Raw genomic sequence first — 12,038 nt, 5'->3', positions numbered from 1 at the left:
ACACCTTCCTCACCGGTTGGCCCCTTCCTCGGCGGAAACGACCCCGAGAAACCCGAATCTGTGTTTATGTGGTTTCATGTTGACAAACAAAGATGAACGCAGATAAAGTGATCTGAAACAACATCACGTGATGCCCGTCACGTGACAGGGAAGGGAAGAAGGAGCGCCATGTTTGCAGAAGAACGGCACCAGCGCATCGCCGAACTTGTCGACGAGCAGGGCCGCGTCGGCGTCAACGAGCTGGCCGGCCTTTTTTCCATCACCCAGGAAACCGTCCGCCGCGACCTGGCCACCCTCGAGGACGGCCGCATCCTGCGGCGCGTGCACGGCGGCGCCGTGGCCCTGGACCGGCTCAGCCGCTCCGAATCCAGCCTCACCGAGCGCCAAAGCCGGCGGCTGGATGAAAAGCAGCGGATCGCGGACGCCGCCCTGGCCCTGATCCCCCACGCGGAGACCGTGTCCATCCTGCTGGATTCCGGCAGCACCACGGCCGCCCTGGCCGACAAGCTCGCCGGCTGGACCCCCGCCAACAGCGGCGACGAACTCCTGGCCATCACCAACTCGTTGCCCATCGCCACCACGCTGGGCAACAACAGCCACCTGCTGCTGGACATCCTCGGCGGCCGCGTCCGCGGGCTGACCAGCGCCGTGGTCGGGGCGCGTGCCACCGAACAGCTCGGCGCCCTCCGCCCCGACATCGCGTTCCTCGGCGCCAACGGCGTCCACGCCGACTTTGGCCTGAGCACGCCGGACCCCGTCGAGGCCGCCACGAAGACAGCCATGGTCCGGGCCGCGCGCCAAATTGTCATTCTCGCCGACGCGTCCAAGCTCGGCGCCGAAACCCTTGTCCGCTTTGCCACCCTTGAAGAGGTCGACACCCTGATCACCACAGCAGCCCCCGCCCCCGATCTCGCCGCGGCACTGGAAGCCGCCGGCGTCGAGGTGGTCGTGGCATGATTCTCACCCTGACCCCCAACCCCAGCCTGGACCGCACCATCGAACTTTCCGGCCGGCTCGAGCGCGGCGAGGTGCAGCGTGCCGTTGCCGCCTCATCGCACCCGGGCGGCAAGGGCGTGAACATTGTCCGCGCCCTGACCGTCTCCGGTGCCGACTCCCTGGCCCTGCTGCCGGGGGACGCGAGCGATGACGTGGTGCTGGCCCTGCTGCGGGAGGACATCCCGCACGTGTCGCTGCCCATCGGTGCGCCGCTGCGCAGCAACGTGGCCGTCACCGAGCCCGACGGCACCACCACGAAGGTCAATGAGCCGGGCCCGGCGCTCTCCGCCATCCAGCTCGCCTCGCTGCTGGACCTGGCCGTGGAGAAGTCCGACGGCGCCGCCTGGCTGGTGCTGGCCGGTTCCCTCCCGCCGGGGGCGCCCAGCGGTTTTTACGCCCAGGTGATTTCCGCCGTCCGTGCCCGGTACGGCGCAGCGGCGCCCCGCATCGCGGTGGACTCCTCCGGCGCACCGCTGGCGGACAGCGTGGCCGCGGCCCCCGACCTCCTCAAGCCCAACGCCGAGGAGCTGGCCGAACTGACAGGAATTGGCGACGGTCCGTCACTGGAGGAGGATCCCTCCCTGGCGGCCGCCGCCGCGCAAGCCCTCGTGGACCGCGGCACGGCCGCCGTGCTGGCCACACTGGGATCAAAGGGGGCCGTGCTGGTCACGGCCGCCGGCAGCTGGCTGGCCGCAGGGCCGGCAATCGTTGCCCGAAGCACCGTCGGCGCAGGCGATTCCGCCCTCGCCGGATATCTGTTGGGCACGCTGCGCGGGGACTCCCCCGAAGCATGCCTGCAGCAGGCAGTGGCCCATGGGGCGGCCGCTGCTTCCCTCCCCGGAACCCTGGTTCCCGCATTGCACCAAACCCACCCCGACGCCGTCACCGTGACGGCCCTGGACGCACGTCTTGGAGAACTCTCATGACCACATTGATCAACACCGACCTGGTGGTGCTGGACGCCAACCTCGGCGCCGACACCTCTGCCGTGATCCGCAACCTTGCCGGCATGGTGGCCGGCGCCGGCCGGGCCACCGGAGTCGACGGGCTGTACGCCGACGCCCTGGCCCGCGAACAAAAAACCGCCACGGGTGTGCCCGGCGGCATCGCCATCCCGCACTGCCGCTCCGAGTCCGTCCTGGAAGCCACCCTGGCCATGGCCCGGCTGGCCCCGGCCGTGGACTTCGGCGCCAAGGACGGCCCGGCGGACATCGTCTTCTTCATCGCCGCCCCCGCCGGCGCGGACAACGAACACCTCAAGCTGCTGTCCAAGCTGGCCCGCTCCCTCATTAAGAAGGACTTCACCGCGGCCCTGCGGGCGGCCGCCACCCCGGCCGAGATTGTGGCCCTCGTGGACGGCGCCCTGGCCGAGAAGCCGGCCGACGTCCCGGCGGCGGCCCCCGCAGCTGCCGCCGCCACCCCGGCACCGGCCGCCGCGGCACCCAAGCGCCTCGTCGCCGTGACGGCGTGCCCCACGGGCATCGCCCACACCTACATGGCCGCGGACTCGCTGGTCGAGGCGGCCAGGGAGGCCGGCATCGAACTGCAGGTGGAAACGCAGGGCTCCGGGGCCGTGACCCCGCTGGACCCGGCCGTGATCGCCGCGGCGGACGCCGTGATCTTCGCGGTGGACGTGGACGTGCGCGGCAAGGAGCGCTTTGCCGGCAAGCCCGTCATCAACGCCCCGGTCAAGCGCGGCATTGACGAACCCGCCAAGATGATCCAGGAAGCCCTCGCCGCCGCCACGGACCCGCACGCGCACCGTGTGCCGCACTTTGGCGCCGAAGAGGCAGCCGAGCACAATGCGGAAGTGGCCGGCGAACACCTGGGCACCAAGGTCAAGAAGGTCCTGCTGACCGGCGTCAGCTACATGATCCCGTTCGTGGCCGGCGGCGGGCTGCTGATCGCCCTCGGCTTCCTGCTGGGCGGCTACGGGCTGGGCCTGAACGGCCAGGCGGACCACATCCTGGCCAACAACACGCTGCTGAACCTGCCCGACGGCGGCAACCTCCTGTTGTATTTGGGTGCCGTGGCGTTCAAGATCGGCGGGCTCTCCATGGGCTTCCTGGTCCCGGCGCTGGCAGGCTACATCGCGTTCGGCATCGCAGACCGCCCCGGCATCGCACCAGGCTTCACCGCCGGTGCCGTGGCCGTGTTCATGGGCGCCGGCTTCCTTGGCGGCCTGGTGGGCGGCCTGCTGGCCGGCCTCGCCGCCTACTGGATCGGCACCTGGCAGGTGCCACGCTGGCTGCGCGGCCTCATGCCCGTGGTCATCATCCCGCTGCTGGGCTCCATCATCGCCTCCGGAGCCATGCTGTTGTTCCTCGGCGGCCCCATCGCCGCGCTCTCCAACGGCCTGAACCACTGGCTGACAGGCATGTCCGGCGCGTCCGCCGTCGTGCTGGGAATCATCCTGGGCCTCATGATGTGCTTCGACCTTGGCGGCCCGGTCAACAAGGTGGCCTACGCGTTCGCCGTCGCCGGACTGGGTGCCGGCTCGGCCCTGAACCACGCCCCGTGGGAGATCATGGCAGCCGTCATGGCCGCCGGCATGGTCCCGCCGCTGGCCATGGCCCTGGCCACGGTGCTGGACAAGAAGCGCTTCTCCCTGGCCGAGCGTGAAAACGGCAAGGCCGCCTGGCTGCTGGGCGCATCGTTCATCTCCGAAGGAGCCATCCCGTTTGCCGCCGCGGACCCGTTCCGCGTCATCCCGGCCACCATGCTCGGCGGTGCCGTCACCGGTGCCCTCTCCATGGCCTTCCACGTCACCTCGCAGGCGCCGCACGGCGGAATCTTCGTCTTCTTCGCCATCGGCAACGTGGGCATGTTCTTCGGCTCAATCCTGGTCGGCACGGTGGTTGCCGCCCTCGCCGTGGTGGCCCTCAAGCGCTGGGCAGTGCGCAAGCCCGTTGATAGTGTGGCCGCACCGGAGCTTGTGCGCCAGGGCAGCTACTAACCACTCGAAGGAGCAACTCATGCAGAGCTATGTTGGAGTCGGCGTCACCCCCGGCCGCGTGGTGGGGCCCGTGCGCCTCATGCCGCCGGCCCTGGCCGAGCCGCCCGCCGGGGAACGGCTGCCCGCCGCCGACGGGTCGGGCACCACTCCGGAGGAGGCTGCCGCCGCCGCGCTGAAGGGCGCGGCGGCCCAGGTCAAGGCCGAGCTGGCGGACCGCGCCTCGCGGGCCTCCGGCGACGGGAAGGCCGTGCTGGAGGCCACCGCGCAGATGGCCGCCGACCCCATGCTGCTCAAGGCCGCCGTGAAGCTGGTCAACGCCGGCTCCTCGGCGCAGCGGGCCATCTGGGACGCCGGCAACGACGTCGCGGCCATGCTCACCGGCCTGGGCGGCTACATGGCCGAACGCTCCCACGACGTCCTGGACGTGCGCTCCCGCATCGTCGCCGCCCTGCGCGGCGTCCCCGCCCCCGTCATCCCGGACTCCGCGGAACCGTTCATCCTGGTGGCGGAGGACCTGGCCCCCGCGGACACCGCCACCCTGGACCCGGCCAAGGTCATCGCCCTGGTCACGGCCGGCGGCGGGCCCCAGTCCCACACGGCCATCATTGCCCGCAACCTGGGGCTGCCAGCCGTGGTGGCCGCCGCCGGGGTGCAGGAACTGGCCGAGAACACGGTCGTCTACGTTGACGGGGCCAAGGGCCTGGTCAGCTCCGAGCCCGGCGACGCCGAGCACGCCGCGGCCGCCAAATGGCGGGAGCAGGCCTCCCTGCTGGACACGTTCGACGGCGTGGGGCAGCTGGGCGACGGCACGCGCCTTGACCTGTTGGCCAACGTGGGCGGCACCAAGGATGCCCAGGCCGCGGCTGCCGCCGGGGCCCAGGGCGTGGGACTGCTCCGCACCGAGTTTTGCTTCCTGGGCCACGACACCGAGCCCGGCCACGACGAACAGGTGGCCGCGTACAAGGGCGTGTTTGACGCCTTCCCCGGCAGGAAGGTGGTGGTCAGGACGCTGGACGCCGGCGCGGACAAGCCGCTGCCCTTCCTGACCGACTCCTCCGAGCCCAACCCCGCACTGGGCGTGCGCGGCTACCGCACGGACACCACCTCCCCCGGGGTGCTGGCCCGGCAGCTGGCCGCCATCGCCGACGCCGCGGCCGCCTCCGGGGCCAAGGTGTGGGTCATGGCCCCCATGATCGCCACGGCCGCCGAGGCTGCCGCCTTTGCCGCGCTGTGCGCCGATGCCGGGCTTCAGGTGCCGGGCGTCATGGTGGAGGTCCCCTCCGCCGCGCTCACCTCCCGGCACCTGCTGGACCGGGTCGAATTTGCCAGCCTGGGCACCAACGACCTCACCCAGTACACCATGGCCGCCGACCGGCAGCTGGGCCCGCTGGCCGCACTCAACGACCCCTGGCAGCCAGCCGTGCTGGCACTGGTCCAGGCCACCGTTGACGGCGCCGCGGCCCAGGCCTCGGCCGCGGGGACGGCGCCCAAGCCGGTGGGGGTGTGCGGCGAGTCGGCCGCGGACCCGGCCCTCGCCGTCGTCCTGGCCGGCCTGGGCGTCAGCAGCCTGTCCATGACGGCCCGCGCCCTCCCCGCCGTCAGCGCCGTGCTCCGCTCCGTAACCGCGGCGCAGGCCCGGGAACTGGCGGGCCGGGCCGTGGCCGCCTCCTCCGCCGCCGAGGCACGCGAACTGGTCCGCGCCGGGCTGCCCGTCCTGGCGGAACTGGGCCTGTAAACCCGGCTGAACGGGCGCGAGCACCCCTGATCGGGCCTGTCGGGACCACGGTTTCGGCAGGCCCGGCCAGCGCGCACAAAACCCTTGAAAGAACCCGCTTCCGGGGGCTAAAATGCCCCGTCTGCTAGAATTGACGGTCTGCCCGTAGCAACGACGCTAAAAGCCGCAAGCAAATGACCTCCGTAGGGAGCTGGACAAATGCCCATGGACCGAAGCATGATTCAACCGGAAAAAGGTGTTGAGGACACCGCAGAAGGACCGCAGGCCGCACCCAAAAGGCCCCGCCTGCCAAAACTCAAGCGACGCCGGCTCGACGTCGGCCACGTCAATGTCGTGGACACGCCAATGCTCAAAAAAGCACTTGGCGGCACCGTGGTCGGCAACACGATGGAATGGTACGACGTCGGCGTGTTCGGCTACCTGATCGCCACCATGGGACCGGTGTTCCTGCCCGAGGCCGATCCGGCCGTGCAGACACTGTTCCTGCTGGGCACCTTCGCCGCCACGTTCCTGGCCCGCCCGCTGGGCGGCGTCGTGTTTGGCTGGCTGGGTGACAGGATCGGCCGGCAGAAGGTGCTGGCCACAACACTGCTGATCATGGCCGCCTCCACGTTTGCCGTGGGCCTGCTGCCCGGCTACGCCCAGATCGGCATCTGGGCGGCCGTGCTGCTCGTGGTGCTCAAGCTCGTCCAGGGCTTCTCCACCGGCGGCGAGTATGCCGGCGCCACGACCTTCGTCAGCGAGTACGCCCCCGACAGCCGCCGCGGCTTCTTTGCCAGCATCCTTGACCTGGGCAGCTACCTCGGCTTTGCCATTGGAGCCGCACTGGTTTCCGTGCTGCAGCTGACCATCGGCCAGGACGCCATGGAACAGTGGGGCTGGCGCCTGCCGTTCCTGGCCGCCGGGCCGCTGGGCGCCATTGCCATCTACTTCCGGATGAAGATCGAGGAGTCGCCCCAGTTCCAGGCCACCCTCGACGCCAACGAGGAAAATGCCAAGTCCGCCGCAGCCGGCGACGAGGACACCGCCAACGGCCCGGTCCGCCTGGTCAAGGTGTACTGGCGCCAGATTGTGCTGGCCATGGTCCTGGTGGCCGCCGCCAACACCGTGGGCTACGCGCTGACGTCGTACATGCCGACCTACCTGACAGATTCCAAGGGCTACGATCCCGTCCACGGGACGCTGCTGACCATCCCGGTGCTGGTCATCATGGCCCTGTGCATCCCGCTGACCGGCAGGCTCTCCGACAAGGTGGGCCGCCGCCCCGTCCTCTGGGTGGGTGCGCTGAGCACCGTGGTGCTGTCCCTGCCTGCCTTCATGCTGATCGGCGTCGGCGCGATCTGGTCAACGCTCCTGGGCCTGGCCCTGATCGCCTTCCCGGTGACGTTCTACGTGGCCAACCTGGCCTCCTCGCTGCCCGCCCTGTTCCCCACCTCCAGCCGCTATGGCGGAATGGGCATTGCCTACAACTTCGCCGTGGCCATCTTTGGCGGCACCGCACCGTTCATCATCCAGGGCCTGATCACGCTGAGCGGCAATGACATGATGCCGGCCTATTACCTGATGTTCACCTCCGCCATCGGCGCGGTGGCCATCTACTTCCTGCGCGAATCGGCCCAGAAGCCGCTGCCCGGTTCGATGCCAAGCGTGGCAACCATCGAGGAGGCGCAGGAACTGGTGGCCACGCAGGATGAGAACCCGCTGCTGGACATGGACTACCTGCCGTTCGACGACTCCTACGAGCCGGCCACGCCGGGCACGGGCATTCCGATCACGGTGGGCCGCCCGGAATAGGGCGCCTGCCGCCCCCGCAAAAACCCCGCGGGATGCCGCCCCCGGGATGCCGTGGAGGCCGGTTCGGCCTCCACGGACACGGCTACCGGCCGCGGTTCCCGGCGGCCGCCGCCACCCGGTCCGGGACCAGGCGGCTGAGCGCGATGAGCGTGGAGTATCGCCGTGAGGGGATGGACACCGACTTGCCGCGGGCGGAGTCGGCCAGGCCTTCGCGCACCACCGGTTCCGGGTCCAGCCACATCCACTTCGGGATGCGCCCCATGTTGGCACCCATCCGCTGGTGGAATTCCGTGTGTACAAAGCCCGGGCAGACCGCCGTCACGTGGACGCCGCGCGGCCCGTACCGCAGGTTCGCGAAGCGGCTGAAACTGATGACCCACGCCTTGGCCGCACCGTAGGAGCCTCGCGGGATGAACCCTGCCACGCTCGCCACGTTGATGATCCGGCCGCTGCCGCGTTCCAGCATCCCCTCAAGGGCCGCGTGCATCAGCTGCATGGGCGTGCGCACCAGGATCCGCAGCTGGTCCGTCTCCTCCTTCACGCTGCTGTGCTCAAACGCCGTCACCAGGCCAAAGCCGGCGTTGTTCACCAGCACGCCGACGGGCCGGGCGCGGTCCGCCAGCCGGGCACCCACGCGGGCAACGCCGTCGTCCGTCAACAGGTCCGCGGGCAGGACCTCCACGTCCACGCCAAAGTCCTGGCGCAGGCGGGCCGCCTTCGCCTCGAGCCGGGCAACGTCGCGTGCCACCAGGACCAGGCTGTGCCGGGAGCGGGCCAGCTGCTGGGCAAATTCCGCCCCCAGCCCGGATGTGGCTCCCGTGATGAGCGCGGTGGGCGGCACCTACAGCTCGGCGGGGAGGTCGGTGTACTGCGCGTAAAGATCCGGGTTCTTCTCCACGAACCGGGCCACGTACGGGCAGTGCGGAATGATGCGCTTGCCCGAGGCCACCACGTCGTCAAGCGCGTAGCGCACCAGCACCTTCGCCAGGCCGCGGCCGTCGAAGCCGGGCTGGGTTTCGGTGTGGATGAGGTCGATGTGCCCGGGCAGCTCGCGGAACATGATGATGACGGCCAGTTCCGCGCCAACGTGCAGCTCGTAACGGTGCCGCGCATCGTTGCGGACCATGGTCACATCTGCTTCAAATGCGTCGCCGCGCCCGGCAGTTTCATCGCTCATGAACTGAGCTTGGCACAATGCCGGGACGCTGGCAACAGATCCTTAGCCGGCAGCGCCGCCCTGCCACAGGGCGGTGAACGGGGCACCGGAAACCACCCGGTTCCGGATGCCTTCTGTGACAAACGCCTTGGCCGAGCGGGCCGCTTCCAACGGCGTGGCACCCTTGGCCAGCTCCGCCGTGACGGCCGCGGCGAGGGAGCACCCGGCCCCGGAGACAGCCACGTCGCCCACCTTCGGGGCGGAGAGGACCTCCAGCGTTTCACCGTCAAAGAAAACGTCGACGGCGTCCGCGCCTGACAGCCTCACCCCGCCCTTGGCGAGCACGGCGGCGCCGCTGATCCCGTGGATCCTGCGCGCCGCTGCCTTCAGGTCCCCAACGTTGTGGATTTCCATCCCGGAGAGTGATTCCGCCTCGAAGTGGTTGGGCGTGACAAAGGTGGCCAGGGGCAGGATCTGCGCCTTCAGTGCCTGGTCGGTGTCGAGGGCGTGGCCGGGCTCCTGGCCCTTGCAGATCAGCACCGGGTCCAGCACCACGTTCTTGAAGCCCGCCCCCTTCAAGGCGGTTTCCACCGTGGTGATGGTGGCGGGGCTGCCCAGCATGCCGATCTTCACCGTCTCCAGCACCGTGGTTGCCCCGGAACCGGCACCGTACGCTGCGGTGGTGGCTTCCAGCTGGTCCGCGATGACCTGCTGGTCCACCGGCACGAAACGGTGGTTCCAGTTGTCCCGGGGATCAAAGGAGACGATGCAGGTAAGGTTCACAATGCCGAAGACGCCCAGCTCCTGGAACGTCTTCAGGTCGGCCTGGGCGCCGGCGCCGCCGGTCGCCTCGGAGCCGGCAATGGCCAGGGCAAGGGCGGGTGCTGTTGAAGTCATGTCTCCATCCTGCCATCCGGGGCGGAAGAAGGCCCGGCAGCGGCCACTACCTCCATGACTTGCCATGACGGGCCATGTGGGTGCCTCCCCGTAGCATCGGCAGTTAACAGCACAGCGGAACCACTTCACCGCAAGCAAGGAGCACCGGAATGAAACGCAAGGCACCGTACTCGCAGCATGCACAGACCATGCTGCGCACCACCCATGTCCTGTGGGGAGCAATACTGGACGCACTGGCGTTGTTCTTCCTTGTCCTCGGCCTGGGCGGCAGCTCCGCCGGGTGGCTTGTCCCTGCCGTGATTCTGGCCGCCATCGGCGTCCCCGTGCTGCTGACGGGCCTCAACGCCCGGCGCAGGGCAATGGCCTTCAATGAAACTGATTTTACGTACTCGCGCAGAATCGACGAGGAACTCTCAGCGCTGTCCATCCGCCCGCACGAATCGGCCTTCGGCACGGACTCCTCCTGCGTGAGCGTCCACGCCGCCAGCGTCGTTGAACTGGAACGCCATTTCGACCAGGAAACCTCCGGGGCCATCGTCGGCGGCCTGGAGCATGCCATGAAGATGTTCGCCCGCTCCACCAGCGTCGGCGCCGGGCACCTTGCCGGGTCCGGGAACATGATTGCCGGCAACGCCGCCACCATGCGGGGGTTCATCAACGGCGTTTCCAACGCCCACCTCACCATGAGCAGCACCACGCGCTCCAACCTCCTCGGGGACGCCTTGTTTTCGGTGCTGGAATTCACCGGCAGGGACGGCAACTCCGACACCATGCGCCTGGTCTCAATGTCGGGGCCCGCCGCAACGCAGTGGATGGGAGACCTCATCCAATGCGTCAGCCAATCCCTGGGCGGCCCTGCCACCCATACGGGCCACGCGGTGGCGCAGTGGATCCAGCCGCTGGTGGGCAACTACACGCCCCGGGACATCTCCTACACCACCGACCGGCTCAAGGCGATGGAGCGCCACCAGGACATGACCCTGCAGGTGGCGTCGGGGCAGCTGGTGGGCCGCAACGCCATGCTGGCCACCGAGATCCAATTCTCCGGCGGCACCGTCACCCGGTTGTTCCCGCACAAGTTCCCGACGATGTTCGGCGACTGCATCGGCCGGGCCACCAGGACCGCGCTGGAGCTGCCCGGGGCCGCCGATGCGGCCGCCGTCAACGCCGGCGGCACGCCGCACCCCTGACGCGCGGCCGGGCGCGCCTGTGCTTCCTGCCGGGCCGGGAGGGTGCCACGGCGCGTGTTGGGGCGCGCCGGGCATAAAAAATCCCCGCCCCTGCCGTGCAGGAACGGGGATTTTTGTACTTGGTGGGCCCTGCGGGGCTCGAACCCGCGACCCACGGATTAAAAGTCCGATGCTCTACCAACTGAGCTAAAGGCCCGACCTGTTGACAACCTTCCCGCAGAAGGAAAAGTTCTCGGAATTCAGACTACCGCACGGCATGCGCCGGAATGCAATTTCGGCCGGGAATCCGGCGTGGAACGCATCCCGGGCGCCCGTTCGGGCCCCCTCCGCGCCCGGGCCGGCGGCAAGCTCCGCAGCCTCGGCGGCCCGGCACCGGACATTGGTTGGACGGCCGCCCGGGCCGCTTCCTCGACCGCGCCGCGCAGCTGGCGTAGTGTCAGATCATGAACGATGGACCAGGCAACCGAGCACCCCGACCGCACAAGCCACTGCCGTTTGCACCGGCAGACTTTGAGCCGTTCGCCGGCGGGACGGACCCGGCCCGCGTGTCCGAGGCGGCGCACCTTGCCGCCCGCGCGCTGGTCCGCGGCGGCCGGGAGAGCAACGACCCCGCCATCACCAAACGGCTGGTCAAGCTCGCGGACCGCCAGGGCCTGGAGGCCATTGCGGAGATGTGGGCCGCCAGCCCTGCCGGTTCCCTGCCCGGCGCCCTGTGGCGCCTCTATGCCCTGCGCGCCGCCACGCTGCGGGACCCGGAAGGCATCAGCGTCTTCTTCCGGGCCGGCCAGCACCGGGCGCAGGTTGCCAACGCCGTGGCCGGCGTCGCGGAGCCGCCCGGCGCGGAGGAAATCACCACCATGGCCGACGCCATCCTCTCCGGCGCGTTCGACGGCGACTTCGACGTGGCGCTGGAACGCTCCGCCGCGTTTTGCCGGGTGGTGGCGCTGGGACAGGCCGCCGTCGCCGTCGACCGGAAGGCCGCACATCCGGAGCACGCCCTGTCCCTGAACAAGAAGGCGCACCAGCTGGTGCGCACGGCCGAGGACCTCGAAGGCGCGGCCGTGGCGTGGCGGAAGGGCGAACTGGACTAAGGGCGCCCACGGCGTCCGGTTGACAGCAGGGACGCAACGTAGAACACTAAAAGTGGTGTCGAACCGCGGAACCCCCGGGCTCCATTTTATAGCCGCTTCGAGCGGCCCAGTGCCGAGAGGCGCTCCCGGTTCGACACCACTTTTATGCCCCATAAACAAAGGCCCCAAACGTGAAGTTGCGCCTCTTCCCCCGTGAAAGTGCCGGTCTGGACAGCCTTGCACT

At 69.4% G+C, this 12,038-nt stretch carries 10 protein-coding genes and 1 tRNA gene; 7 read left to right on the top strand and 4 right to left on the bottom strand.

Annotation, left to right across the window (positions count from 1 at the left end):
• Positions 1 to 168 precede the first annotated feature (168 nt).
• The 5 genes from MMF96_RS00875 (at position 169) to MMF96_RS00855 (ending at position 7,481) form a co-directional block, all read left to right on the top strand.
• The gene (locus tag MMF96_RS00875) at positions 169 to 957 is read left to right on the top strand and encodes a DeoR/GlpR family DNA-binding transcription regulator (RefSeq protein ID WP_176615340.1); all 789 of its coding nucleotides are present in this window, start codon (positions 169 to 171) and stop codon (positions 955 to 957) included.
• Positions 954 to 1,922 (top strand): 1-phosphofructokinase family hexose kinase, encoded by a 969-nt coding sequence (locus tag MMF96_RS00870; protein ID WP_256882240.1) that lies wholly within the window; start codon positions 954 to 956, stop codon positions 1,920 to 1,922. Before MMF96_RS00875 ends, MMF96_RS00870 begins: the two co-directional genes overlap by 4 nt.
• Positions 1,919 to 3,952 carry a fructose-specific PTS transporter subunit EIIC gene (locus MMF96_RS00865; RefSeq protein WP_176615342.1) on the top strand — a complete coding sequence of 678 codons (2,034 nt, stop codon included), beginning with the start codon at positions 1,919 to 1,921 and terminating at the stop codon, positions 3,950 to 3,952. Before MMF96_RS00870 ends, MMF96_RS00865 begins: the two co-directional genes overlap by 4 nt.
• A 19-nt stretch (positions 3,953 to 3,971) precedes the next feature.
• Positions 3,972 to 5,687 carry a putative PEP-binding protein gene (locus MMF96_RS00860; protein WP_256882239.1) on the top strand — a complete coding sequence of 572 codons (1,716 nt, stop codon included), beginning with the start codon at positions 3,972 to 3,974 and terminating at the stop codon, positions 5,685 to 5,687.
• A gap of 198 nt (positions 5,688 to 5,885) precedes the next feature.
• Positions 5,886 to 7,481, top strand: a complete 1,596-nt coding sequence (locus tag MMF96_RS00855; RefSeq protein WP_176615344.1) for an MFS transporter — start codon at positions 5,886 to 5,888, stop codon at positions 7,479 to 7,481.
• 82 nt (positions 7,482 to 7,563) lie between these two features.
• Here the strand turns inward: MMF96_RS00855 and MMF96_RS00850 are convergent, their stop codons facing one another.
• Genes MMF96_RS00850 through MMF96_RS00840 form a run of 3 tightly spaced genes read right to left on the bottom strand, consistent with a single transcriptional unit; the run spans position 7,564 to position 9,534 of the window.
• Positions 7,564 to 8,322: an SDR family oxidoreductase gene (locus tag MMF96_RS00850; protein WP_176615345.1), complete on the bottom strand. Its 759-nt coding sequence runs from the start codon at positions 8,320 to 8,322 to the stop codon at positions 7,564 to 7,566.
• Entirely contained in the window at positions 8,323 to 8,658 is a 336-nt protein-coding gene (locus MMF96_RS00845; protein ID WP_176615346.1) for a GNAT family N-acetyltransferase, read from the bottom strand.
• Positions 8,659 to 8,700: 42 nt separating this feature from the next.
• The gene (locus MMF96_RS00840; protein WP_176615347.1) at positions 8,701 to 9,534 is read right to left on the bottom strand and encodes a hydroxymethylpyrimidine/phosphomethylpyrimidine kinase; all 834 of its coding nucleotides are present in this window, start codon (positions 9,532 to 9,534) and stop codon (positions 8,701 to 8,703) included.
• A gap of 149 nt (positions 9,535 to 9,683) precedes the next feature.
• Here MMF96_RS00840 and MMF96_RS00835 point away from each other — a divergent pair, with 149 nt between their 5' ends.
• Positions 9,684 to 10,724 carry a hypothetical protein gene (locus tag MMF96_RS00835; protein WP_256882238.1) on the top strand — a complete coding sequence of 347 codons (1,041 nt, stop codon included), beginning with the start codon at positions 9,684 to 9,686 and terminating at the stop codon, positions 10,722 to 10,724.
• 120 nt (positions 10,725 to 10,844) lie between these two features.
• Here MMF96_RS00835 and MMF96_RS00830 read toward each other — a convergent pair.
• A tRNA-Lys gene (locus MMF96_RS00830) sits at positions 10,845 to 10,920 on the bottom strand.
• 247 nt (positions 10,921 to 11,167) lie between these two features.
• On the opposite strand from MMF96_RS00830, the gene MMF96_RS00825 reads away from it, so the two are divergent.
• A complete protein-coding gene (locus MMF96_RS00825) occupies positions 11,168 to 11,815 on the top strand; it encodes a hypothetical protein (RefSeq protein WP_176615349.1) in 648 nt (215 codons plus the stop codon).
• Positions 11,816 to 12,038: the final 223 nt, after the last annotated feature.

The sequence above is a fragment of the Arthrobacter sp. STN4 genome, assembly GCF_024539665.1.
Classification (GTDB): Bacteria; Actinomycetota; Actinomycetes; order Actinomycetales; family Micrococcaceae; genus Specibacter.
Note: the sequence above shows the minus strand (reverse complement) of the source record. Positions and strands in the feature narration are given on the sequence as shown.